The following is a 26,054-nucleotide window of genomic DNA, read 5'->3' as shown; positions in this document are numbered from 1 at the left end:
AGGAAGCCTAACAGCGGTCGACAGGTCTTGATAGGTCTTCATAGGTCTCCATAGGTCTCCATAGGTCTCCATAGGTTTCGATAGAGCTTCCTACTTGGTGCGGCTCTATACTTATATTTAATATGGCCCGAGGTACGAGAATAAGAGATATTATTTCTACAAGAGTATTAGGTGTCTAAAAGAAAAAGAAGAGTCTAATAGAAAGTAGAAGGTCATCTAAAGAGAGTTTAATCACTTTTAAATCAAAATCTAAGGAGATTCTGAGAAAATTCTAAGAAACAAGAATGTGAGTAAATATGCGAGATGGCGGAGGCAACAGAATGTCAACATTGTCTAATACAATTACACACCCCAAGGAATTGCAGACCAACCTGAGAGTACTGGCCCTGCTGGATATCATTCTGTGCGATGAGGAGTGGCTGCGCTACTATACGTATGAGCCTGCATGGGCAGAAGGGGTGTCGCTGGTCAAGGTGGATGACGGGTCTGGCAATCATATGTATGTTATTTTTGCACCTGAGGGCACGATTATCAAAGGCTTTGACCATGAATCCGAGCTCAGTCCGCATGCACAGGAAGAGTACGGTATGTGGCCCGGGATGTATGATGGAATGCCGACTGAATTGATGCAGCATCTGCAGGATGATGCATTGGAGCCAGAAGAGGTCACCTTCTGTTACTGGCGGCTGGTAGGGGCTGCGAACTGGTCTGCAGGGCCAGTGATCGTGCCGGAAGGCATAGACTCAGGAGCTTCTTGGCTGCTGTCCACGATGTACGACACACCAGAGGTCTACGTGGATTGGGCAAACGACTACTATGAGCTGGAGCTGGAAGCCGAGGGTGTCCGTGACGTTTTTGAAGGGCAAGTGATTACGGCAGAGCTCATCACGAGGTTGAATCCCGAGCGGGATCAGGAAGAGGCACTTACCGAGCTTGCGGCGCTATAACTGTGATTGAACCCCATTCGGCTAGTTTTGGGTTATCTGTCATCATGAAGGACCGAACCTCGGTTCATCGGAGTATCAGATTAGCTTGGAGAATAAAGAAAAGGGCCGCGCCTGCAGACATTCTGCAACGGTGCGGTCCTTAATTGATGTTATAAAGGAAAAATCTTCGAGCTTACAGCTCCAGCTATTCCTCACCATTCCAGAGCTTGAGACGATTCTTGATCAGCTCGGTGTAGGTAGCCTCAGCCTTCGGCACACCCGCATTGTCGAACTCCTTCAGCATGGTGTCGTATACCTCGTCAAATTTGTCCCGTGGTGCAAGGATCGCTTCGGGAATACGTTTCTTCATAATATCCTGCGCTTTCTGATAAATGACATTGTAGTCAGTATCGGTAGGAACAGGCATGTTGTAGGCGGCTCCCCATTCCTTGACAGGGAAATCCTTTTCGGTCTTGAACAGATCTTTCCAGGTGGTAGCGTTGTAGGCCTTGAGTGACTTTTTCTCGGCTTCACTATAGTTAGCAGTGATCAGCTCAGGATAATTCGTCGTGTAGTAGTTGCCAGTTGGGTCCTTGATCCCGTCGCCATACTGTGCACCCCAGCTCCAGTACAGTCCGATGCCAGTCTCCTTCTGGAAGTTCAGGTTGTCATTGCTTTTCCGCTCCTGCACGTCTGGTGGAATGACACGCTTGCCATCCACGACATTATAATGTTGCCCCTCTATACCCCATTGCCGTAGTACTTGGCCTTCGTCAGAGGACAGGAAATCGAGAAATTTAATAGTACGAACGGGGTTCTTGTTGCTGGTCGTAATGCCGATGCCATAAGCAGTGTCGAAGCCAATGGATTGGAAGGAAGGGTCATCATACTCTTCAGTGAGCGTCACCGGGAAATGGGCATACGTATGCTCATCGAGGCCCGAAGCCTTCAGTGCATTCTCCGCATCCTGATAGTTCCATTCCTTATCGATCAGGCCGATGACACGGCCACTGGCAATCTTGGATTTATATTGATCGCTCTTTTGTACGAAGGTCTCTTTGTCGAGCAAGCCTTCGTTGTACATATGATTCAGCCAGCGGAAGTATTCACGCTCTTCTGGGCGCCGGTAGTGTAGCTTCGCTTCGTAGGTCTTGGGGTCAATGTAGTATTCGCCGTCATCGGGGGCGCCAGTGCTCTGAGCAGCAGGGTTCGTGACGGTAATCATGATTTTCCAATCATCGGCATCCAGTGACAGGGGAATGGTGGGCTGTCCATTCGTGGTGGGATATTTCTCGACATAAGCTCGCAGTGCATTCTCGAAATCCTTGACGGTCCTAATCTTGGGATATCCCAGCTTCTCCAAGGCCTGATGCTGAATCTCGAAGCCGCCTGTTGCGTCAAAGGTCACAGGGTCTACGCCCATGTTCGTAGGGATCGTATAGATGGCAGGATCGTCCAGACTATATTTGATACGGTTAAAATAATCCCCATATACCTTCTTGATATTAGGAGCATGCTCCTCGATCAGATCGGTCAGGTCGATAAGAGCTCCTGCATCGACCAGCTTGCCTACATTATCCTTGGGGTATACGATATCTGGATAATCTCCACTAGCGGCCATCAGGGCGAATTTGTCCTGACCGCTACCATTCACAGCAAACTCTGCTTGCACGGTGACGCCAGTCTTGCGAGTAAACTCCTGACCAATAGCATCCTTCATATTGTTCCAATTCGGATTAGCTTCGCCACTGAAGTAAGTAAGTGTCAAAGGACTTGTATCATTTGGATCGTCCTCTACAGCAGAAGAGCTGCTGCCGTTACTGCAAGCGGTGCCTACCAGCAAGCTTGCCGACACCAGCATGACGGCCAGATAACGCCAGGTTGTCGATTTGCCCATACTTGTTCCCCCTCATATGATATTGTTAATAAATACAATGTAAGTGCTTTCAACAAGGGTATTGTAAATAAAAATAACCTAACAGTCAAGGGATTGTTTGCAAACTTGTTTGGTACTTGTAAGAAAAATATGCTACCATGAAGCAAGTTATGAGTACATATGCAATCGTGAATCAGGACAGGTGATATGATGCGCAAAAAAGTGACACTTCAGGAAATAGCCGACACTGCAGGAGTGTCGAAATTCGCTGTATCAAGAGCTCTGGCAGGCAAGTCAGGGGTCAGTGAGGAGACGAGGGCTGCGATCGTGAATCTGGCCGGGCAAATGGGCTATTTTCGAACCGAGGGTAGAGCAGGGCGCATCGAATTGAAGGATGAGCTGACCGGAGGTTGGCAGGGAACAGTAATGATTTTATTTCCGAATATTCGACATCAGAACAGGGAGTCTCGATACTGGGGCCCGATCTTTGAGGGGATCTCGCAGCGGCTGAACCAAAAGGGGCTGGACGTTCTGACGCTGACTGAGCCGACCTCGGAAGATATGTTCACGCTACTGAATCCGGAGGCGATCCGCGGGATTATTACGGTCGGTACCGTATCCACGAGCATTCTGCTGAGCATTAGCCGCATGGACATTCCGTTAGTACTGGTGGACCATCTGGACCCGACCGTGCGGGCGGATACGATATTCACTGACAATACAAGCGGAATGGGAGAGCTGGTACGTGCCATACTTGCTCGGGGTTATCGTAGCTTACAGTTCGTGGGCCGCATTCAGGAGGCTCCGAGCTTCTACGAGCGCTGGTTGGCTTACCGTATGGTGCTGGAGCAGCAGGGGATCGTGGGTGTGCATGGCATGTTCGGTGCACAGGGTGCAATTGATACATCGGGTACCCCACTTGTACAGAAAGAAAGCCTGCTGGGGTTAGGGGATACAAGTCTGGAGGAGAGTCTGCGAACGTTGCCGCTTGATCAATTACCTGAGCTCTTCGTCTGTGTTAACGATGTGACAGCCCAGCTTGTTCTAGGCATTCTAGAGGAGCGCGGTGTATATGCCCCTGCCATGTGCGGCGTGACGGGCTTCGACCATACTCATATGGAGCTTCCACTAGCGGCTACCGTCAAGGTGGATCAGGAGCTGCTAGGCAAGCGGGCGGTAGATCAGCTATTGTGGCGTATTCTTAATTCGGATTCAGCCCCTGAACGTAAGTCGATCTACGCAGAGCTGGTGCTGAGGGATACATATATGCCGTCAGTGCGTCTCACATAGCGATATATGGATGTTTACAGAGGTGTCGTAGGAAATGGCTGGATCTGTTCGATGTGATTAGCTTGGGTAGGCATGGTTGAGCATGTCGTATCCAGGCTTTTTTCTTATCTGGTATTGACCTTTGGATAACGTTAGTTATAATTTGTTATGTAATTATCCTAAATGTTATTTTTGAATACGCTTGCTTAGGTGTGGTTGTTATCCTTTTGTTATTCAATTAAACCTAGTTCTCCAACGTCATTTCCAGATTCGGGAGGTTACTCATGAATAAAATGATCCATAATCTTACGGCATGGAGCTTCAAGAGTGCTGATGAGGAGCAGTGGCTTCCGGCACAAGTTCCCGGGTGTGTGCATACGGACTTGCTTCAGAGCGGTCGAATCGATGATCCATTCTATGGGACCAATGAGCACAGACTGCAGTGGGTGGATAAGCAGGATTGGGAATATGCAGCAACTCTTCATGTAGATTCGGATTGGTTGCAGCTGGATGTGCTTGAGCTTGTATTTGAAGGACTGGATACCTATGCGAATGTCTACGTGAATGGCCAGCAGGTGCTGACGGCCGATAACATGTTCAGAATCTGGAGGGTAGATATTCGAGCATATCTGACACCTGGTGAAAATGCGCTGCTTGTGCGATTTCGCTCTCCGATCCAAGAGGATCTGCCCAAGCTGGAGAAGCTGGGATATGAGCTGCCTGCGCCGAATGATCAATCTGAGCTAGGGGAGCTTGGTAGCAGGAAGGTTAGCGTCTTTGCCCGCAAGGCTCCGTTTCATTATGGCTGGGATTGGGGGCCACGCTTCGTCACCAGCGGTATTTGGCGTGAGGTGCGACTGGAGGGCTGGTCTACTGCGTCTTTGACGGATTTCTGTATTCGTCAGGATGAGGTCACGGCAGCAGAGGCGAAGCTGACGGCACTGGTGGAGGTAGCCTGTACGGAAGCTGTTGCAGGACAGCTGTTGGTAAGTGGCGCAGGCGGGGAATGGTCTATGGAGGTGAATCTGCCTCCGGGCCAGCATGTTCTGGAGCTGCCGATGGATATTCGGGAGCCCGAGCTATGGTGGAGCAGAGGTCTGGGCGAGGCGAAGCTACATACTTTCAGGGCAACACTGAAGCAAGGTACTGAGCTGTTGTCCGAGCATGAGGTGCGCACGGGACTTAGATCCGTTCGTCTGGTCCGCGAGCGGGATGAGGCAGGAGCCAGCTTTTATCTGGAGCTGAACGGAATCCCGGTCTTCTGCAAAGGGGCTAACCACATTCCTAACGACAGCTTCGTAACGGAGGTCACTTCGGATCGTTATTTGCATGAGATTCGTTCCGCTGTGGAGTCCAATATGAACATGCTGCGCGTCTGGGGGGGAGGCATTTATGAAGCAGATGTATTCTATGACCTGTGTGATGAGCATGGCATTTTGGTCTGGCAGGATTTCATGTTCGCCTGCTCCATGTATCCAGGAGATGAGCGCTTCCTCCATAGTGTGAAGCAGGAGGCGGCCGATCAGCTCCGGCGTCTACGTCATCATCCATCCATCGCTCTATGGTGTGGCAATAATGAAATTGATTCGGCCTGGTCACATTATGTGGAGGAACGCGGATGGGGCTGGAAGCAGTCGTTCACTCACGAGCAGCGGGAGCAGCTCTGGGCGGATTATGAGGCTGTGTTCCATCAAATACTACCAGATCGGGTGCAGGAGCTCATGCCGGAGATACCGTACTGGCCATCCTCACCCTTGGTTGACCTGACTGGTGATGACAGACAACATACGAGAAATGATTCCACCGAAGGCGACATCCATTATTGGGGAGTGTGGCACAATTCAGAGCCCTTCGATAACTACAGTAAATATGTAGGCAGATTTATGAGTGAGTATGGATTTCAGTCTTTCCCGGACTATCGGACGGTTCGTACCTATGCAGAGGAGCAGGAGCTTGCACTGGAATCTGAGGTGATGCTTGCCCATCAGAAGAATGGCAGAGGTAACCAGCTGATCAAGACCTACATGGATCGTTATATGCAGGAGTCGCGCGACTTCGTATCCTTCATGCATATGAGCCAGATTCTGCAGGCTGATGCCATGGGCATGGCCATTGAAGCGCATCGACGACGCAAGCCCTATTGTATGGGGACACTGTATTGGCAGATGAACGATTGTTGGCCGGTTGCTTCCTGGGCAAGCATGGATTACTACGGTCGCTGGAAGGCAGCTCAATATACGATCAAGCGCTCCTTCAAGGACATCATGCTGTCTATCGAGCTACTGACAGAGGATTCAGAGCAGGCTGAAGATCAGCACCGTAACATCATCTCCATCCATCTGATTAATGATACGCTTGAGCCGCTCGAAGGGACACTTCGTGTAGCTCTCTACCACATTCGCGACGGCCTGGTCGAGGAACGGACACAATCTGTAGAGATTCCGAAGCTGGGAGCGACTGTGGCGAGCACACTGTCTATTCATGAACTGCTGCAGGGCCGAGGTGCAGTCGAATATGTGCTCGTTGCAGCGTTGGAGCAGGACGGCACCGTATTGGACCGTCGCGAGCAGCTGCTTGCCCCATTACAGTCTACTCTGTTACCTGCTCCAAAGATTACGGTTCGTGAGTTGGCTGGTCTGTTTGACCCGTCTGATCAGCCTGACAAGGCTTCCCTTTTCACCCATGCGGCGAAAATTTCATCAACATGGTGGGCGGATGATGATGTCCACTGGTTCAGCGTGCAGTCAGATGTATTGGCTAAATATGTCTGGCTGTCTGCCGAGGTGGATGGCATGTTCACAGATAATAACTTCGATCTGCTCCCAGGAGAGACCAAGCTCATTGGCTTCAGACCACGAGCGGTTCCTCAGGGTTACTCTGTGGACAAGGGACAGGGGCAGAAGCAGGAGCAGGGACAGAAGCAAGCTACAGTCCAAGAAGGGCAGATGCCGAAGCTCACGGTGTATTCGCTGAATGACCTTATTCAGCCCGTTCACTCTATAAAGTAACACTACAAAGACCCGAATATAGCACAAGCGGTCATCCTGCGCTGTCTTCAGATATCTTCTGAAGGAGCGTCTGGATGGCCGCTTGTGCAATTTTACGCGCGAGGCCTATATTTGATTCATTTGCTCCCCGCTTGCTGCGGCATACTCATATTTGATCTGGTCAAGGTACGCATTCTATGCTTCAAGCGAGCTGCGGGAGCAACGGAGTGAAGCAGTTACATTTTGCATATATCGGTAGGATGCTACCACAGACAGGATCGCTATCAGCAGTAGACCCCAGAAGATGTTGGAGAACGCTGTGGACAAGCTCAGATGATGCTGCCATTCCAGGGCACTGGAGGCCAATGCTACGCTGAATGCACCTGAGAAAAATTGCAGTAACTGAAACAGTCCCATACCAGAACCAATCTGCGATCCCGGCAGAATCCGTGAAATCTCATTGGATACACTGCTTGAGAGCATGGTGAAGCCCAAGCTCATTACCATATACACGAACAGGATCGACAGCCAGGAATGTCCTGCAAATAGTGCGAACAGCAGCACTGCGGTCAATATGACAAGTGGTGCATATCTTAGAATGGCTGCATTTCCGTATTGGTCAATGATTGAGCCGACCTTGCGCGATACGATAACTGCCAGCAATGATCCCGGGAAAATGATGAATCCGGCATGGCTCGCCGTCATCTCATAATGATGCACCAGAATCTGCGGTATCAGGAATAGCGTCGCGAAGCTGCACAGATAGGACGTAATCCCGATCACAATCAGCAGCATATAGTTATTCTGAGCGAATAAGGCTGGTTGAACGAACGGCTCTGGTGTCCGGCGAATGCGGACAATGAACAGCACGAGACCAAGTGCGCCCGCAAGCAGCATCAGCCAGGATTTATTGGTCAGGAACAGCAGCAGGGCTGTCGTACTAACACTGACTAGTAATGCGCCAATAACATCGAATTTACCACGTGCTGGCTTCTCCTTAGGAAGAAGAGGGTACAGGAATGCGAGTACGATTAGAATTAATGCGGTAACACCGAATAGATATCGCCAGCCCATATATTCTACGATGGCGCCGCCTGCGACAGGACCAAGACCTAGGCCAAGCGATACCGATGACATGATGGCGGCCATCATTTTGCCTCTTCGCGAGAGCGGAATGTAGCGCGTGAACAGTACCATGGATAAGGAGATGATGGCTCCAGCTCCCATAGCCTGAATAATTCGCACGGCGAGTACAAGCCAGAAGCTCGTGGCAAATAACCCCGCAATCGAAGCAAGGCCAATGGTCAGCAGTCCGATCGTCATCAGCCGACGTAACGGTAGAAAGTCCGACAGGCGACTGAATGTAATGGAGGAGATGGCAAATGTAATCGAATAGCCAGTCACGATTAGCGAGGTAATCGTAGAAGTAAGGCTGAAAGCCTTCGTCAGATCAGGCAGGGCCAGATTGAACATGGCTGTGTTCATAATGACAAGTATGACAGCGAACCCGAGCAAAAGAGTCAGCAATCCTTCACGTTGAAGGCCGCTTTCCGATGCTGCTTGCTGTTCTGTAATTGTGCTGTCTGTTGGAACGGAGTTCACAGTCTCACCACTCTTTTTCTTAATTTTATTGTTCTATAGTTATCGAACATTTGAAATATATCATGGAATCCGCTAAAATTCAATGTGGAAGTGAAGTAAGCGTTTCTCTTAATCACAACTAAGGAGAAGTATGATTATGAAGCAGCTCCATCATCCGTCGCGGGAGGACCTGGTGTTGTCCACCGTATTATATGCTTTGAGCGATCCGATCCGTCTGGCTGTCGTCCGTGATATCCGGCACAGCGGTGAACAGGCCTGCAGCAGCTTTACTGTACCTATTGCCAAGTCGACGCTCTCCCACCACTTGCGCACCTTGCGAGAAGCAGGGATTGTCCGCACGCGCATTCAGGGTACCCAGCGCTTTATATCCTTGCGTGCTGAGGATCTGGAAGCGCGCTTTCCAGGTGTGCTGAGCACTATACTGGATTCCTATGAGGCGTCAGAGAAGGAGATGCACAGGTGATATAAGAGACTGTACCCACGCGTCAAGTTCACCCTATCATCGTATGGAACCGGGACGTATACTCGTCTTCGGTTCTTTTTGTGCAGCTCATAGTGAGTTCGCAGAATGTGTAACATATGCTGTATTCATGGCAGGCAGAATCAGGTATGATATGCAGATAGAGAGATATGTTGTAGTAGCGAGCAACAACGGTGGGTTGCGGAGAGGAAGCTTACAGCTTATGCAGAGCGGTCAATTATACAAATTACGAAGCTTTTACCTATTCATTGGACTGGCTAGCGGATCATTCAGCCCCTATCTGACGCTGCTGCTAGTGAATAATGGTCTGACAAGCAGTGATGTGGGCGTCATTATGGCGGTCGGCACGCTGGTATCCATCTTTGCACAGCCTGTGTGGGGAGTGATCGCGGACCGTTATCAGCAGATGAGGCTTGTCCTTATTCTTAGCGTAGCGGTGCCAGGCATCATGGTGTTGTTTTATCAATCCCAATCATTTCTGATTATTATGCTTGTATATAGTATTATTACGGTCTTTGCGGCTACGCAGGCTCCGATTGCAGACTCTTATGCCATAGTAACCGCCCAGCGGGTGGGAGTTACGTATGGCAGCATTCGGCTGCTGGCAAGTCTCGGCTTTGCGATCGGGAGCTATGCTGGCGGCTGGCTCGTGTCTTTATCAGATGTATCGAATATCTGGATTCCCTATCTGGTGCTAAATGGGCTGGCGGCTGCAGTTGCTCTCCTGCTGCCACGCAAAGCGGAGGAGGATCATTCGCTGCGCAAATCTTTTACGGAGGGGATTAAGGAGCTGCTCGGGAACCGTATATTCCTGTTCTTCCTTGCTGGCTCGCTCTTGCTGAACCAGACGCTGACGGCCTTTAATACGTATTTTGTGCTGGCATTCCGTATCGCTGGGGGCTCGGATAATCTGGCTGGTCTCGCTATGATGCTAGCGGCCATTACGAATGTGCCGTCCATGTTGATTGCTTCGAAGGTGATTAAGCGAATGGGACTGGAGCGTACGATGCTGCTGGCTGCTATCGCATATATGCTGCGTTGGGCCATTCAGATCGTATTCCCGCATCCTTATGTCATGATCGGGGTACAAACGCTGCATGGACTGTCTTTTGGCTTCTTCTATATTGCGGCAGTAGAATATGTAGCACGAGTATCGGGCAAGAGTATGCAGGCGACTGGACAAAGTATTTTCAGCATGGTCTTCGTGGGCGTTGCTGGAATTATGGGAAATGCGCTGAACGGCTTCTTGCTGGATATTGGTGGGCCTGATTTAATGAATCTGGCATGTGTCATTAGTGCTGCATTGGGTGTTGTTATGCTTCTGGTCGTGGTGTTTGGAACGAAGAACAAGGAGCTTCACCGTTCACGGGAGATCGTATCCGCGCTCCGCAAATAGTTATTCTACACACAATAACAACCGTATTCTCCGTCACTCGGAGCCTACGGTTTTTTGTTGCTGCATGACAGGGGTAAGATAAGAGGAGTGGTCTGGGAGCGTTGTCGAACAGGACCAATTGTTGTACACTGTCCGAAGCATCGCGTTCTATTGAAAGGCTGGGAGTGAGACAATCGAGTTATTGTTATCATTCTGCGGCAAAGGTTAGAGGAGGAGCTATGTACGCAAAATTGAGAGCTATGAATTACCCCCGAAAGCTGAGTGCCCTACTGGTCATCATCTTAGTAGCAGTGGTGAGCACGGTGTGGGCGATTCGGGTGCAGCTTCCCTCCGGGGCACCTGCATATCGCTTCGTATCATGGAATATGTTGCTGGCATTGATTCCGGTCATCTTCGCTGTATTGCTGGATGTAGGCTATGCCTCTCGTAAAGGGCTGCTGCGTACGGTGTATCTGTCGCTTGCCGGAGCCATCTGGCTGTTTTTTTACCCTAATACCCCTTATCTAATTACGGATATGCTGCATGTAGTGAGGCAGCCTTGGGTAGCGGAAGGGCGCTTCTGGATGCAGATTACATTCTGGAGCCATCTGCTGCCCATGATGTTAGTGGGCTTCTGTGGAATCATGCTCGGCTACTTCTCGCTGGAATCGGTACGGCAGCTTGTCCGTCATAGCTATGGAGTGCTGCTCAGTTGGACGTTCACCTTCATTGTGCTGGGTCTGACGTCTGTTGGGATTTATTTAGGAAGATTTCTGCGCGCGAACACGTGGGATATGGTCATGGACCCTCTGCTTCTCTACCAACAGATCAGCAGTCTCTTGGCAGATGCAGAGGCAGCCAATCATTTTATGAGTGGTGCAGGGATGTTTTTCATGTTCCTGGTGACATGCTATATGTTCATTTGGGCGATATCCCATAGTGGCCGGGCCACGGAGCATCGTTCATTAGATTTGTGACCGCGTAGCAAGCTTGTGAAGAAGTGTTTGGTTTAATTTATATTAAAATAAGAAGAATAATTGCAGGAGGACCAATCATGAATGGACAGAACAGAGCAAGCATCAGACCGGGTCTAGAGGTGGCCATTGTATTGAAGCAGGATCAGGCCACCGGCAAGCTGACACGGGGGATCGTCAAGGACATCCTGACCAACTCGGCGCAGCATCCCCATGGAATCAAGGTACGGCTTACGAGTGGCCAGGTCGGACGGGTGAAGCAGATCGGGACTCCCGGAACATAAAGTAATACAGAAGTGAGGATACGCTATACAGAACTCCGGTGATGCTAAAGGTGATAGCATAGCCCCAGTAGGTGCCGTACGTCGTAATCAAATAGGATTGAACAGGGCCCATGGTGGCCCATCCGATCATAAATGCTGTCTGCATCATGGAATTGGCAATTCCACGTCTGCGATCGGATACCCGGTCGATCAGGACCGAGGAGTGAATGGGATTAGCTGCATTCATCAGTGCTTGTCTGAACAGGAAGCTAATCGAAGCTACCCACAGCAGGTTCGTAAAGCCTGTAATGAGCAGGAAAGGCAACGATAATACCTGAAAACAAACGACTGCCTTCACTGAGCCTAGCCTTGCCGCCAGATATGGACCGATTAGCATGGAGACGATGGTCATGACTTGTCCCAGAGCGATCAGCAGGCTCATACCGCTGAGTGAGGCATTGAAGCGGTTCGTAAAATACAGGTTCAAATACGGAATGACGAGTCCAGACCCGAATCCGATCAGGAGCTGAGTCAGTACGAACTGGCTGATAATCCTCCTATCGTTCGAGCCGTCCGCATTCTGATCTCTGCGCTGTAGCTGTACTGTCTGGGTCGTGGGAGCTGAAGAGGCTTCTCCCTGCTCCTGCGGCGCACGGACAGTATTCACGGCTTGCTCTGTCGCTGCAGCTGCCTGGACGATCTTGCCCCTGCTAGGGGCCTCGGACATATAAAGCAGAGGAATGAAAGACAGCAGAGTTGCAATCCCACCTACACATAGCACCAGTTGAAGGCTAGTAATGTGATTCAGTCCAGCCCATTGCAGTCCGTCTGCAAATACCCCACCACCCAGACTCCCGATAATCTGTGATGCGAGCACAATCGAAGAGTATAGGCTGAAGACGCGCAGTCGTTCGGATTTGCTTACACTTTCCGCCAAAAAGGGGATGGCCAGCACCTGCACGAAGGCGGCGAATAATCCTGACACGCCAGCCAGCAGAAGCATGCCTGAGCCCTCTGCCCAGAAGGAGCGCCCGACGAATAAAAGTCCGCTACAGCACGCGCCTAGGATCAGCAGTGTTTTGCGGCTTAGCCGGTCGCCCAGAAGGCCGACGGGAATGAACATGATTGCGGTCACCAGTGACTGTACACTGATGATTCGTCCATTCATAGTCTCCGAATAGCCTAGTCCTTGAATATAGAGATTATATAGAACAGAGAACATTCCTCCACCAATCTGGTAAAGCATGTTCGCTATAAAGAACAATCGCACATTGCGTGGCCATTGCTGCAGCCGTTGTATGAAGCCTTCCACGAGCGGTAATCCCCCGATCCTTATGTAACCTGACTCTATACCGGTCAGGAACTCAATGTATCCCATGCCAATCTTGTTATTCTAACAGGTTCTTGCTGCGTGCAACAGATCCACTGCCTATATTCCTTTGTGAATTCGTGGTTCTTGGTGGATGTGAACAGATCGTAATCAAGCGTATTGGCAGAGTATCGTCATGTTGAGGTATAATGCTGTAGCAGGTCATGTAAGCTTGTTTTATACATCATTTCATACCTCATCGTATGGGGTATAATACTTCTAGACAATAGTCGCTGAATTCTATATAGTAGATCGGCATGACTACATTCATATTTTTCATTGAAATCATAAGGTATTGGGCAAATATAAGGTATATTCGCGGATGAGCGAATTGTGCCAGCATTGTATTTGCGTCACAGGAGGGATTAGCTTGGCATTTGGAGCAAGGGTGTTAAAGACTGGTATAGCAGTCACATTGGCTCTGTATTTGAGCATGCTGATTGATGCCCAATCGCCCGTAGGTGCTGCCATTGCTGCTATTTTTGCCATGCAGCCTTCGATCTACAGGTCATGGCGGTATTTTCTCGATCAGGTACAGACGACGACGCTCGGGGCAGGGATGGCACTTCTCGGTGGAATGTTCATCTCGAACCAGCCCATCGCAGTCGGATTAGTATGCAGTCTGGTTATTATGATCTGTCTGAAGCTGAAGATGGGAGAGACAATCGGTCTGACGCTGGTTACGGTCGTATCTGTCATGGAGGCGAGTGACGATTGGCAGTTCGCTATTACGCGCTTTGTGTTGACCTTGATCGGTATTGTGTCGGCATTCATTATTAATATTACGGTCTTTCCTCCCAAGCCAAGGAAGCAATTTCTGAGTCAGATACATAGTGTGTTCTCGCAGATGTCACTCTTGCTGCGTACGGCGATATCGGATGAGATGAAGGAGACGGTATTCAGAGACGAGAAGAGCAGTCTGGGGGCAGCGATTAAGTCTCTATCCGATAAGTATAATCTGTTCGAGGAAGAGCAGAAGAAGCTAAAGCGTGCGCGCTACAGCAAGAGCCGTCAACTGGTCGTGTATAAGCAAATGCTATTGGGGCTGGAAAAGGGCTATGAGGTGCTGAATGCGATTGAGCGCCATTATTTTCAGGCGGAGCGTCCCGAAGGAGCGGATCGCTTCTTCGATGAGCATCTGGAGCGGCAGATCAAGTTCCATGAGCATGGGCTGCTCAAATTCGAGGACAAGCTGAAGCCTAATGAAGAGGAATCTCGTAACTTTGAGAGAATGAATGAAGACTTCATGAACAAGGCGATCGAGGGCTTCGAGCAGAAGGACGATAATGGCATGCTGAGGCTAGCAGTAGTTGCAGCAAGCATGTACGATTACGGACATCAGCTGGAACGGATGAACCGACTGGCTGACCGGATTCATCGCCGGGATCTGAAGCAGGGGCGCAATACCGTGACATGGCTGCGGAGATAGAGAGTACTCCGCTTGCCTGTTATGGGTCATGAAGCCCGTGCTTTATTGTTGTGATGTGAGTGAGAGGTGGAGAGAGCATGAAGCTGATATCATGGAATGTCAATGGCTTGCGAGCCTGTGTAAATAAAGGATTCATGGATTATTATCAAGAAATGCAAGCAGATATATTCTGCGTGCAGGAGACGAAGCTGCAGGCAGGCCAGATTGAACTGAACCTCGGAGAGGATGTCTATCAATATTGGAACTATGCGCTTAAGAAGGGCTATTCGGGTACGGCCATATTCACTCGGATGAAGCCGCTGAGTGTTCGTTATGGCATGGAGGAAGACAGCGAGCCGGAGGGACGAATGATTACACTGGAATTCGGGGCATTTTACCTAATAAACGTCTATACGCCTAATGCCAAACGTGATCTTACACGTCTGCCTTACCGACTGGAGTGGGAGGATCGCTTTCTAGCCTACGTATTAGGGTTGGAGCAGTTGAAGCCGGTTATTATTTGCGGGGACCTGAATGTGGCTCACCAGGAGATGGATTTGAAGAATCCCAAGCCCAACATGGGTAACTCCGGGTTCACACTGGAGGAACGGAGCAAGATGACAGAGCTGCTTGCCGCCGGATATCTGGACAGCTACCGCCATCTGTATCCGGATCGTACAGACGTCTACAGCTGGTGGTCCTACATGCCGAAGGTTCGTGAACGCAATGTTGGCTGGCGCATCGACTATTTCCTCGTATCGAAGAAGCTGGAGAAGGCTATACAGGAGGCGCAGATTGACTGTCATGTCCTGGGCAGTGATCACTGTCCTGTCAGCTTGCAGCTACAGTTGCCGACACATTGAGCAAGCACTTCTGACCACAGGATAACTAAAAAAGCCACCTGTTCAATTTGAACATGGTGGCTTAAAATGCTACAATGATGAATGCTCTGTTCATTCCAGAAAGAGCCATATTCCTGATTCAATGTGGTTAAGTAAACAATATAGCTTCCCTATAAAATTCGAAAGTTTACTTAGATAATATTATTATACTACATTTTCAATATTAGAACAATCCCTGATTTTCACAGTCATAAAAGCTTCATTACGAGTGGTAATTCATTCGCACCTTCACAAGGATTGCTGCCTTTGCCAGTAACGCTGGTTATTGCAGCAGTGCGCTGAACACAAAATAAGGGGGAGATTCATAGATGAGTGCCGAACAAGAGTGGAAAACAGAACAGGAACGAGTCGATTCCGTCACTTTACTCATTCACAAGCAGATCCGTAAGCTGGAAGCCGAAACTGGGGACGTGCGCGGAGATGTTATTACGATGCGGAAGGAATTCTGGGATGAAGTAACGATCAACCTGTCCGAGTCTGATGATGTAGGGGAGACCTCGACCAGTATGCGTCAGCAATCACAGGTACTGGCTGAGCGTGAGCATCGGCATAAGCTATCCTTCGAGACGTTAGGCAGGCTTCGCAAGCTAGAGCAGAGCCCGTATTTCGGGCGCATTGACTTTGCAGAGGAGGGGCAGAAGGCAGATAAAATATATCTGGGCATCGCCTCCTTGCTCGACGAGGATGAGCTGAGCTTCCTGATTTACGACTGGCGTGCACCAATCTCAAATCTTTATTATGACAGTATGCCAGGCCCAGCGGAGTACAAGACACCTTCCGGTAACATTTCCGGGGAAATAACGCTCAAACGGCAGTTCGTTATTCGAGATGGTGATATCAAGTTCATGTTTGATACGGGGGTCACGATTGGAGATGAGCTGCTGCAGGCGGTACTGAGCCGTAGCTCAGATGCTCAGATGAAGAGCATTGTTGCCACGATTCAAAAGGAACAGAACCGTATTATTCGGGATGATCGAACACGGCTGCTGATCGTGCAGGGTGCTGCTGGTAGCGGGAAAACGTCTGCTGCGCTCCAGCGGGTGGCATACCTCTTGTACAAATACAGGGAGCGGTTAAGCGCGGATCAGGTCGTGCTGTTCTCGCCGAATCCGATGTTCAACAGCTACGTGTCCACAGTCTTGCCGGAGCTCGGCGAAGAAAACATGCAGCAGGCCACCTTCCAGGAATATCTGGAACGGCGACTAGGCAGGGAGTTCCAACTGGAGGACCCATTTGAGCAGCTCGAATATGTGCTCTCTGCCCCAGAGACACCTGATTATAAGGCCCGAATTGCTAGCATGCAGTACAAATCCTCTGAGAGATTCCTTCAGGTCATTCGTGCCTATCGAAGTAGACTGGAGAAGCAAGGGATGATCTTCAAGCCTGTTCGCTTCCAGGGACGGGAGATCATCTCATCAGAGATGATTCATCACCAATTCTATAGCTTCGATCCATCGGTCCGTCTGGCTAATCGGCTGGAGCAGCTGCGGGAGTGGATGCTGAAGGAGCTATCGCGATTTGGCAAGGAGGAGTTGTCGGCTTCATGGGTCGATGATCAGATCGAGCTGCTGGATAAGGAAGAATATCAGCGTGCGTATAATCGCCTTCGTCGCAAAAAGAAAGGAAATCTGGCAGGAAGCTTTGATGATTTCGACATGGAGCGTGACATTCTGGCCAAAATGGTGGTCAGCAATCGTCTGAAGCCGCTTCGCAAGTGGATCAAGACGCTACGGTTCGTGGACATCAAGAAGCTATATAGTGAGCTATTCACGAATGAGGAACTCTATCGTGAGCTGGCAGACGGAGATGGATTGCCTCTAGAATGGCAGGATATCTGCCGAATTACACTCGATCGTATCGGCAAGGGAGAGCTGGCCTATGAGGATGCCACACCTTACCTCTACCTTCATGAGATTATGCTGGGCTTCCGCTCCAATAGCGATATTCATCATGTCTTCATAGATGAGGCACAGGATTATTCCGCGTTCCAGCTAGCCTTCATCAAGCAGCTGTTTCCACGGGCCAAGATGACAGCGCTCGGTGATTTTAATCAAGCGATCTATGCACATTCCTCGGTGCTGCAGGATGCGGGTCCTCTAAGTACTCTGTACGGACCGGAGCAGACCGAGCTGATCTCGTTAACTCGCAGCTACCGATCGACGCAGGAGATTATTGAATTTACGAGGGGAATGGTTCCGGGCGGCGACCAGATCGTACCGTTCAACCGAAGCGGGGATAAGCCAAGGGTGTACATGACTGGAGATCAGATGGAGCATGATGCAGCGATCGTCTCCGATATCCAGCAGCTTCTGCAGGAAGGCTATGAGTCGATTGCTGTGATCTGCAAGACAGCGGAGGAAAGCTTGTCTGTATACCAAAGACTGGAGCAAGAGCTGACAGCAAGACATGTGGATGCCAAGCCGAAGCTGATCAAGAAGACTACACCAGCCTTTGAGAAGGGCATTCATGTCATACCCGCCTATCTTGCCAAGGGCGTGGAGTTCGATGGGGTGCTCATCTACAATGCTTCCGAGGAGCAGTACACACATGAGCATGAGCGTAAGCTCTTTTACACCGCTTGTACCCGAGCTATGCATTCACTACACTTGTATTCGCTCGGTGATCCGAGCCGCTTCATCACCGAGCAGGCTGCTAGTACCTATGAGCAAGCGAATGTGAATGTGTAACTGACACCTAAGGCGCGGCTGATGGCTATACAGCAGATCTAAGTTAACAGGTAGCCAAGGACATGAGTGTCTTGCAGCGTGTGGTGAAATCAGTGAAATCAATGTGATAAGGGAGGAGCGGATATTCCGCTCCTCTTATTTATTTTAAAAGCTATTCATTTAGAAGCTCTTTAAATCTGCCAGACAGATGCCATTCGTCGAAAATACCTCCTATTTTCTCAAAGGCCTGATGAATAATGCTCATCAGTTCATTAATGATGTCTGGAGTATGCTTCAGGTGTGCTGTGATATTATCCTTACTGTATTTCTTAAGAAGCATCACATATGCCGAATCGTGAATGACCTGCTCCAGCACCAGATAGATGGCATCCTCCGCCTGAATGGTGCGCCGCTCCTGAATGAGGATCCCACGCTCATGTAATTGCAGTCGGTAGCAAGTGGGCTCAACGATAATGTGCGGTACGAGATCAGGATAATGCTTCTCGTCGAATAAAGCCTCTACCATCTTGTAGAGGTTGTCTTGAGGCAGAGTGGTGCCGTGGAGATGGGTCATAATCTGATCAATCAATTGTTGTGTGTTATAGAGGGACATGAGATAGTCTCCTTTCCGTTGTAGGGCGGTCATTGCACAGACACTGTATGGACATTGCACGGACACTGTGTGGACATTGCACAGACACTGTATGGACATTGCACGGACACTGTGTGGACATTGCACAGACATTGTATGGACACTGCACAGACATTATATGGACATGCACGGATAACGTATGGACATCATCCTGATATAACCTTATCATTCCTAACTCAATAACTCATCACGTACATGAGCTAATATAATTTGCATAGATAAAGTGTAAGCTAATATATCGCACAAATGACAGCGTATTCGGTGAATGCACAGTTTTGTACGCCTTTTTTGGTGGATCGAACAGTCGAGATAAAGATGATTTACATATCCATGCCACAGGATTATAATACGAAACATATATTTTTGCAGGTTGATTCTACGGGTCGAATGGAATAGCTTGTATTATTGCTTATGGAGGTCATGTGTAATGAATCAATTTCAACGTCCGCCACTTGCGGATTGTGTACCGGAGCTGGTGGCTACAGCCAGAGGGGATAAGCCTGCATCTCTGGTCATTCGGAGTGGAACGCTCGTAAATGTGACCTCTGGCGAGATCATTCCGAATATGTCGGTCGCTATTCAGGGCAGTCGAATTGCCTATGTAGGTGCCAATGTAGAGCATACGATCGGTACGGAGACTGTAATTATTGAAGCGAATGGTCGTTATATTGCCCCAGGATTGCTGGATGGGCACTGTCATATTGAGAGCACTCAGCTCACCGTTACAGAGTTCGCCAAAGCGGTGCTACCGCTAGGAGTTACAGGTGGCTTCTTCGATGCACACGAGATTTCCAATGTATTGGGACTGCCAGGACTGCGGCTTATGCTGGAGGATGCGCGGACCACGCCTATGGCAGCCTACATGCAGGTAGCCTCATGTGTACCTTCGACGAGTGCGGAGCTTGAGACTTCAGGGGCTGCCTTCGGTCCTGAGGAGGTAGCAGAAGCACTGACATGGGGACCGGATATGATCGGTCTTGGTGAGGTGATGAATTTCCCGGGTGTCGTGTATGGGGACGAGACGATGATCGGCGAAATTCAAGCGACATTACGTGCAGGCAAGGTTGCAGATGGACATTTCACATGGGCTTCGGATGATTGGCGGCTTCCGGTATATGCAGCAAGTGGTGTCTCGGGGGATCATGAATGCGTCACGCCTGAGGATGTAGCCGAGCGCATTCGACTTGGTATGTACGCCAAGATGAGACAGGGGTCAGCCTGGCATGATGTTGCCGAGACGATCCGTGCCTGTACGGAGATGGGGCTGGATACACGGCGCATGATGCTGGTAACGGATGATCGCAGCGCGGAATCGCTCTTGCACGAAGGGCAGATGGATTATGTCGTGCGTCATGCCATTGCGCAAGGAGTGAAGCCTATTACAGCATTCCAGATGGCTACGCTTAATACGGCTGAGCGCTTCGGGGTTGCTCGGGATATCGGGTCGGTGACACCAGGTTCGATTGCAGATATTATTTTGCTGGACGGTCGATTGGCTGATGTACAAGTGAGCGCCACGATTGCTGCTGGTCAGCTGGTAGCCGAGCATGGTCATATGATCGCAGACTGGGACAGCTTCCGCTATCCTGACGAGGTGAAGAACACTGTGCGGCTGAAGGCGGAGTTCACCCCGGACCGCTTCACCATTCAAGCCCCGTGCCCGGATGGAGCAGCGGAGGTGCGTGTCATCCAGGTGACGGAGAATCACGTAGAGACGAAGGAAGTGCAACGCAAGGTCGCTGTGAGTAATGGTGTGGTCACCGCTGATCTGACCAGCGATCTGTGCAAGATTGCAGTATTCGAACGACATAAGGGGACGGGCGCAGGCTCGGTAGCGTTGGTGACGGGTGTTGGTTTTACGATTCCAGCCGCAATTGCCATGACCGTGGCGCATGATAGCCATAACCTGCTCGTGATCGGAAATGATGATGAACTGATGGCCAAGGCCGCAAATCAAGTCATTGAGCTGCAAGGTGGAGCAGTAGTGTGTACGAATGAAGATGCTACAATATTCCCGCTGCCGATTGCAGGTCTGATGTCCGATGCCCCATTTGCCGAGGTGGCTCATCAATCGGAGAGTATCAGTCTTGCACTGCAGCAGGCAGGCTGTAAGCTTAATAATGCATTTATGACCCTGTCGTTGCTCGCTTTGGTCGTGATTCCCGAGATTCGCCTGTCTGATCAAGGGCTCGTTGTCATCGGTGTCGACGGTATCCGCAAGGTGTCCATGTTCATTGGACATGAGCTGGAGAGCTGAGTAGCTGCAAACGAGTATTAGTCTAGGGACGGCATGTAAGAGCGTATGGGGAGTCATACGATTGACTATGTAGTCTAGGCTGAAGTATGTAATATAAGTTAGAGCACGTAGTGTAGTTACTGAGAAGGACACCCGGATCTCCAAAGAGAAGGGTGCCTTCTTTTTGGGTGGCCATTGGAATGAAAGAACTACAAGTACTTCGCAAATTCCACATTTTAGGTTATCATGAACAAGGATTAGCTAGTGATATGAGGTTGAATGCTATATTCGGATGGTACGGGGCCCAATAGCTCGTGAGTGCTACATGGTATGTCTATTAAGTAGAGTAATAATTACATAGGTTAACTTTTATCTTGAACGAATATGATTTCAGCTTGCTGTTCAACAGCTATTCAGTATAGATCGAAGAATAACAAGCTTAACAGCGGTCAACAGGCTCCCCGCTTGCAGCGGCTCTACATTATAGTTGATCTGGTCAAGCAACTAATTCATCACATTAAATATTATTGGGGGCATGAGCATGAATAGCCTGGAAGAAACGAATAGCCTAGAAGATACGATATATCAAATGATTCAAAAGCAAATGGAGACTTGGGAGCAGCAGCTCTTGGACGATATGTATGTGTTATCGTTCTACATTGAATGTGAGGATGATGATCCTAGACAGCCGCGGCTGGTGTTCGGCTATAACACAGATTCTCAGGTACATAATAGCCTGTCCGATGCATCGGGCCCCGCTGAAGCCAGATGGAATTATGCATTTTGGCTGCAAAATGAGGAGATTGTCATTGGCGATAGCTACGACGATGAGGCATCCGAGACGCTACTGTTGAGAGATCAATGGGTTAAGTCTCTGCCATCATACTATTCGGATGAATTGGAAGCAGCAGATTTTAACCGGGCTATGGAGCTGGGTAACCAGATTGTAGCGAATTTCTTTGAGCTGGTGAAGGGTGTCATTCAAAGGCTGCACGATCGAGGAGACGTACAACGTGTGTTCGGTCGTATCGTCCCATTGCTCATTCATGAGTTGGAATATAATGACGAGATCGCTGAGATGAATACGGCCATTAACCCTGTGGGTAGTGTAAGGGAATTCGCAGCATGGATTGATTCGATGTAAGGTTAGCGTGTTAAATATTTAGTTAGCCATAAAGGCAAATGTATTACAGAGAGGAAGGGAGCAGCGATGAAGCAGAAGCTTATTTTGTTTTTTGCTACAGGGGTCCCCTATGGACTGTGTATGGGATTGTTCATGAGAGTATACAGCGACTCATGGCTTGTATCCTCACTGATCTTTGGCGTGGTATTCGGGCTATTCATGACAGGGATTGCCTCACTGATCCAGTGGATTAACCTGAAGCGGTTGGGCTATGAGAAGGGGAAGATCCAAGTCCGAAATACCATCGAGCTCGAAGTTGAAGGAACGAAGCAGGAGATCTTCGAGACCTGTACATCTTCATTACGTATGCTCACTCGTACCAAGCTCAAGGAGCATAACCTGGCCAGAGGTATGATTGTCGCAACAACTGGCGTAAATTGGCTCACCTGGGGAGAGGTCGTATCCTTTCAAATGGAGTCGGTGGATGAGCAACGGTGGAGAATTGAAATTGACAGCAGACCCGCACTTCGAACTACAGTGATTGATTATGGAAAGAGTAGAGAGAATTTGTCCCAAATACTAGGGTATTTTAGAGTCTCCAAGCTTTCATTCCAGGTTGTTCGAGATGAGAATGCCATATCTTAGACATGACCCTGCCACTCAGCCACACAATCTAATAAGCTCAATTTGTAGAAAAGGAAATCGGCGCAGATGAACACTTGTCCAACATGTGATACCTCGGAGCTGAAGCAAGCCCATTCTTTCCTAAGCAGACTTATTCTCTCCAGTTACGTTATTTTAGTAGGGTGGGCTTTTAGCGGGGATGTAGGTATTGGCGTAATCCTGGCTTCATTCCAATCATTATTCCCTATCCGTATATCTGTCGACAATGTAATCGGATAGAGTTAGGCCTTGCACCGCAGTGCAGTGTTACTGGGCTGATCGGTGTGAACGATCCATTAAGCAAGATGCTGATTGCATGGGGACCATCCATGCTGGTCATCGCTCTACTGATTAATAGGTTCCCTTATACTGGCCTTGGTAGAATTATATATTTGCCCGCGATGTTATTCACGAATACGGCTCTGATTGTGACAACGCTTTTTGTGACCAGGAAATTGAACTTGTTCATAAAGGGTTTGCTTTGGATAGCTTGCATCTTGTTGACATTATGGTTAGCCGTGGCATGGTTCCCACAGGAATATAATCCACCAGTCATTGAACAGCTATGGGGGGATTGAATAAGAATGTCCAAGCGCAAGCCTAGATCGGTCGTCGCGATTGTAATCTGGACGATTGTTGTAGTCGTTATACTGACACCTGTCGTATATGTACAAGTGAATAAAGTCATTTACGCCAATCGGGTAAGCCAGTATCTGATCGGACAAGAGCATTACACACGTGAAGACATTGCATCTGTCAAAGGAATTTGGGGCATCAAATTACCCCCATTTTTCGCAACGGTAGTCTTCAAGGATGAACCCCATGTGGAATACGTATACTTTGCCCACAATGAAGTGATGCAGTTCAGCTACCACCTTACAAAGGAAGCACAGGAGAAGGGGCTTACGCTGAATAAGTCAGAATTGAAGCATGTTGTTCAACAGTAGTAGGCAAGAGAGTACAAGATCGGCATATAAGAGGGGCAGGAACCTTGGACAATCAACAGGTTAGCAGCATAACGTATACCGAGCAGCATATGGAGCTGGTTCGGCAGGGGCTACGGGCTATACGTGAGTATTGGCAGGGTGCCAATACTGTGGAGAAGCGAAGCCTGCTCTTTTGCCTGGACCGATATCTTGATCCATACTTTGGCTATGAGCTGTCCTTCAAGGAGGAGTTAATACAGCTACTGGAGCGGGAGCTATTCGGCTGCAACGTGCAGATTGTGAAGGAGGATATTCTTCAGCTGCTGAGCGAATACGCCTCTGACAGACTCGATTATCTGGCGGAGCATTTGATGGATATGGATCCTGAGCTACTTCCAGATGCGATCTACGCGCTAGGGCTTACCTTTAATGCGGCTTACCTTCCGATCGTGACCAGGTTTGAGCAGCATGAACAGCCAGCAGTACGGGCAGCAACGACACAGGCACTTATTGAATTGGGGAGGAAGCAGAAGTAGAGCGATATATGGCTGTACAACAAAGACGCGCAGTGAGCCCTGACTACAGGACATCGCTGCGCGTTCATTCGTTTGGGTCTATCGGACAATTCTGATATTATCGCTCGATGGGCCTCGTGTTCTGGATACGTGCATGGGGTGACGTCGTTCGATGTGATGCATAGCTATGTAAAATCATACCGATGACCACCAGCATCATACCGAACCAGGCTACTGGAGACGGAAGAGGAAGCGACAGGAACAACAGTTCACCAGCCAAGGCAAACAGCACCTCCATAGATTGGGTAGCTTCGACGGAGGCTAGTTTGCGAAGATCTCCCCGCACCAGATCAGTTGCTTTGAAGAACAGAACCGTAGCAATTACCCCGGAAAATAGAGCTACCAGCAGCGCTTGAAGGCTCTGCTCCCTGCTGGGCAATCCTGAGGTGGCAAGACCATACAAGGAGAGTAGCAGCCAGAAGGGTAGACTGGCTATGGTCATGCCGAGTACCCGCTGGGTGGTATCCAGTCGTCCCCCGCAGAGCTCCATCATTTTACGATTGCCTAGTGGATAGGCGACAGAAGCGAGCAGCACAGGAATGACACCTAGCAGGAGACTTTTCGGTGATATTCCTTGCGCGTGCTCAACCTGCATCAGAACAATGCCCAGAAGAATTACGAGAGACAGGGCCAGTCCTTTAACCGGAATTTTCCCGCGGTGTTGAACAGGGCCGTTACTGGTGAGGATGGTCTCGACAAATAACGGTGCGAGCAAAGTACCAGATATAATTGTCATCTGCCATGTACCCGCAATCAGCCAGCCTGGCGAATAGGCCGAAGCAAGGCACAGGGGAGCGTAGAAGAAGCCGAAGCCGATCGTGCTCCATAGCACCCAGCTACCGGGATTTTTCTTCATTTCTGCTAAAAGAGGACGAAGTCTGTGTCTGAACAGCACCAGGCACAGGAGAAGTGGAAGCATAAACAGATATCTCAACGAAGCGCTCCATACCCAGCTTCCACCTGACTGCTGCATGGATGAATTGAGTACAAAGGTGAAGGCGAAAAAGAAAGACGCAGCTATACCAATAACAATCGGCTTCACATCCACGTCACCTCAGTTCGGATGGCTCAGTCAGCAGCTTCCCGAGACTCAGCCAATTGTCTTCAACGAGACGAGCGACGCGGTCGTAGTCTTTAAGCCTGCATGCATCCATGATTTGAAGATGCTGCTCTACCGATTGTAGGCCATTCAAGGTATTGAATTGTGATATTTCCAACCGCTGAATCTTGGGTATGCTACGTTCCAGTGCCAATATAATCTCAGGATTTGCTGCAACATCCAGAAAGACCTTGTGAAAGCTCGTATCTGCCTCTACAGCCTGAATCGCATTACCTTGTTCAATGGCATGCTGTAATGAGGCATTGCAGTCCTCCAAAGCATGAATATCTGCGGGCTCTAATAGAGGACCTGCAAGTCTGGCCGCCAAAGCGTGTAAGACAGCGACCACGGTAAAAGCGTGCTCAGCCTCCTTCACATGTAATGGAGCAACAAAAGTAGATGACCCCGGAAGCGATCCCACCAGACCTTCATCCTCCAGCTTCTTGAGCGCTTCTCGGACAGGGGTGCGGCTAATTCCGAATTTCTCAGCTAAGTCCTTGTCACTGAGCCGCTCTTCAGGCTGTAGCTCCAGTGTAATGATGGACCTTCTTAACGTGTGATAGACTTCATCACGCAACGACAGGCGTTGAATGGGCTTAATGATATGTTTATCCATAAAACCAATATATCAGATATCGGTTTCACCAGCAATGCAATCTCAGCAACTCATTCACCGATTTCT

At 49.4% G+C, this 26,054-nt stretch carries 21 protein-coding genes; 15 read left to right on the top strand and 6 right to left on the bottom strand.

The annotated features are described in order from the left end of the window. Positions 1–320: 320 nt before the first annotated feature. A complete protein-coding gene (locus tag D328_RS0103820) occupies positions 321–947 on the top strand; it encodes a hypothetical protein (protein ID WP_018883633.1) in 627 nt (208 codons plus the stop codon). A 184-nt stretch (positions 948–1,131) separates the two neighbouring features. Here the strand turns inward: D328_RS0103820 and D328_RS0103815 are convergent, their stop codons facing one another. Beyond that, positions 1,132–2,823, bottom strand: a complete 1,692-nt coding sequence (locus tag D328_RS0103815; RefSeq protein ID WP_018883632.1) for an ABC transporter substrate-binding protein — start codon at positions 2,821–2,823, stop codon at positions 1,132–1,134. 189 nt (positions 2,824–3,012) lie between these two features. Here D328_RS0103815 and D328_RS28315 point away from each other — a divergent pair, with 189 nt between their 5' ends. Both D328_RS28315 and D328_RS0103805 read left to right on the top strand, forming a co-directional pair. Continuing rightward, a complete protein-coding gene (locus tag D328_RS28315) occupies positions 3,013–4,092 on the top strand; it encodes a LacI family DNA-binding transcriptional regulator (RefSeq protein ID WP_018883631.1) in 1,080 nt (359 codons plus the stop codon). 263 nt (positions 4,093–4,355) lie between these two features. Further along, positions 4,356–7,079, top strand: a complete 2,724-nt coding sequence (locus D328_RS0103805; RefSeq protein WP_018883630.1) for a beta-mannosidase — start codon at positions 4,356–4,358, stop codon at positions 7,077–7,079. 174 nt (positions 7,080–7,253) lie between these two features. Here D328_RS0103805 and D328_RS0103800 read toward each other — a convergent pair whose 3' ends face one another. Further along, positions 7,254–8,660, bottom strand: coding sequence for an MFS transporter (locus tag D328_RS0103800; RefSeq protein ID WP_018883629.1), 1,407 nt, complete (start codon positions 8,658–8,660; stop codon positions 7,254–7,256). A 136-nt stretch (positions 8,661–8,796) separates the two neighbouring features. On the opposite strand from D328_RS0103800, the gene D328_RS0103795 reads away from it, so the two are divergent. The 4 genes from D328_RS0103795 to D328_RS0103780 all read left to right on the top strand — a co-directional run bounded on the left by D328_RS0103795 (position 8,797) and on the right by D328_RS0103780 (position 11,774). Beyond that, positions 8,797–9,123, top strand: a complete 327-nt coding sequence (locus D328_RS0103795; protein WP_018883628.1) for an ArsR/SmtB family transcription factor — start codon at positions 8,797–8,799, stop codon at positions 9,121–9,123. Between the two features lie 220 nt (positions 9,124–9,343). Further along, on the top strand, positions 9,344–10,537 hold the full coding sequence (locus D328_RS0103790; RefSeq protein WP_028592282.1) for an MFS transporter: 1,194 nt from the start codon (positions 9,344–9,346) through the stop codon (positions 10,535–10,537). A gap of 218 nt (positions 10,538–10,755) precedes the next feature. Beyond that, the gene (locus D328_RS0103785; protein WP_018883626.1) at positions 10,756–11,493 is read left to right on the top strand and encodes a DUF1361 domain-containing protein; all 738 of its coding nucleotides are present in this window, start codon (positions 10,756–10,758) and stop codon (positions 11,491–11,493) included. Between the two features lie 77 nt (positions 11,494–11,570). Next, on the top strand, positions 11,571–11,774 hold the full coding sequence (locus D328_RS0103780) for a YwbE family protein (protein ID WP_018883625.1): 204 nt from the start codon (positions 11,571–11,573) through the stop codon (positions 11,772–11,774). On the opposite strand, the gene D328_RS0103775 is transcribed toward D328_RS0103780, so the two are convergent. Beyond that, positions 11,722–13,131 carry an MFS transporter gene (locus tag D328_RS0103775; RefSeq protein WP_081625208.1) on the bottom strand — a complete coding sequence of 470 codons (1,410 nt, stop codon included), beginning with the start codon at positions 13,129–13,131 and terminating at the stop codon, positions 11,722–11,724. The genes D328_RS0103780 and D328_RS0103775 overlap by 53 nt on opposite strands. 361 nt (positions 13,132–13,492) lie before the next feature. On the opposite strand from D328_RS0103775, the gene D328_RS0103770 reads away from it, so the two are divergent. The 3 genes from D328_RS0103770 to helD all read left to right on the top strand — a co-directional run bounded on the left by D328_RS0103770 (position 13,493) and on the right by helD (position 18,119). After that, a complete protein-coding gene (locus tag D328_RS0103770) occupies positions 13,493–14,551 on the top strand; it encodes an FUSC family protein (RefSeq protein WP_018883623.1) in 1,059 nt (352 codons plus the stop codon). A 77-nt stretch (positions 14,552–14,628) separates the two neighbouring features. Continuing rightward, positions 14,629–15,393: an exodeoxyribonuclease III gene (locus D328_RS0103765; RefSeq protein WP_018883622.1), complete on the top strand. Its 765-nt coding sequence runs from the start codon at positions 14,629–14,631 to the stop codon at positions 15,391–15,393. Between the two features lie 347 nt (positions 15,394–15,740). Then, complete coding sequence (gene helD, locus D328_RS0103760; RefSeq protein ID WP_018883621.1) at positions 15,741–18,119, top strand: RNA polymerase recycling motor HelD; 2,379 nt, start codon at positions 15,741–15,743, stop codon at positions 18,117–18,119. Positions 18,120–18,270: 151 nt separating this feature from the next. Here helD and D328_RS0103755 read toward each other — a convergent pair whose 3' ends face one another. Beyond that, positions 18,271–18,711: an Imm63 family immunity protein gene (locus D328_RS0103755; protein ID WP_018883620.1), complete on the bottom strand. Its 441-nt coding sequence runs from the start codon at positions 18,709–18,711 to the stop codon at positions 18,271–18,273. A gap of 466 nt (positions 18,712–19,177) precedes the next feature. On the opposite strand from D328_RS0103755, the gene ade reads away from it, so the two are divergent. The 5 genes from ade (at position 19,178) to D328_RS30130 (ending at position 24,234) form a co-directional block, all read left to right on the top strand. Next, on the top strand, positions 19,178–21,007 hold the full coding sequence (ade, locus tag D328_RS0103750) for an adenine deaminase (protein WP_018883619.1): 1,830 nt from the start codon (positions 19,178–19,180) through the stop codon (positions 21,005–21,007). Positions 21,008–21,527: 520 nt separating this feature from the next. Beyond that, positions 21,528–22,130 (top strand): hypothetical protein, encoded by a 603-nt coding sequence (locus tag D328_RS0103745; RefSeq protein ID WP_018883618.1) that lies wholly within the window; start codon positions 21,528–21,530, stop codon positions 22,128–22,130. A 66-nt stretch (positions 22,131–22,196) separates the two neighbouring features. Next, on the top strand, positions 22,197–22,754 hold the full coding sequence (locus D328_RS0103740) for a hypothetical protein (RefSeq protein WP_018883617.1): 558 nt from the start codon (positions 22,197–22,199) through the stop codon (positions 22,752–22,754). Between the two features lie 602 nt (positions 22,755–23,356). Continuing rightward, the gene (locus tag D328_RS0103730; protein WP_018883615.1) at positions 23,357–23,719 is read left to right on the top strand and encodes a DUF3139 domain-containing protein; all 363 of its coding nucleotides are present in this window, start codon (positions 23,357–23,359) and stop codon (positions 23,717–23,719) included. Positions 23,720–23,763: 44 nt separating this feature from the next. Beyond that, positions 23,764–24,234 carry a HEAT repeat domain-containing protein gene (locus D328_RS30130; protein WP_018883614.1) on the top strand — a complete coding sequence of 157 codons (471 nt, stop codon included), beginning with the start codon at positions 23,764–23,766 and terminating at the stop codon, positions 24,232–24,234. Between the two features lie 97 nt (positions 24,235–24,331). Here the strand turns inward: D328_RS30130 and D328_RS0103720 are convergent, their stop codons facing one another. Together D328_RS0103720 and D328_RS0103715 are read right to left on the bottom strand one after the other, a co-directional pair. Continuing rightward, positions 24,332–25,315 carry a DMT family transporter gene (locus tag D328_RS0103720; protein ID WP_018883613.1) on the bottom strand — a complete coding sequence of 328 codons (984 nt, stop codon included), beginning with the start codon at positions 25,313–25,315 and terminating at the stop codon, positions 24,332–24,334. 7 nt (positions 25,316–25,322) lie between these two features. Continuing rightward, positions 25,323–25,988 (bottom strand): GntR family transcriptional regulator, encoded by a 666-nt coding sequence (locus D328_RS0103715; RefSeq protein WP_018883612.1) that lies wholly within the window; start codon positions 25,986–25,988, stop codon positions 25,323–25,325. Positions 25,989–26,054: the final 66 nt, after the last annotated feature.

The organism is Paenibacillus massiliensis 2301065 = DSM 16942, from assembly GCF_000377505.1.
In the GTDB taxonomy this organism is placed as follows: Bacteria; Bacillota; Bacilli; order Paenibacillales; family Paenibacillaceae; genus Paenibacillus; species Paenibacillus massiliensis.
Note: the sequence above shows the minus strand (reverse complement) of the source record. Positions and strands in the feature narration are given on the sequence as shown.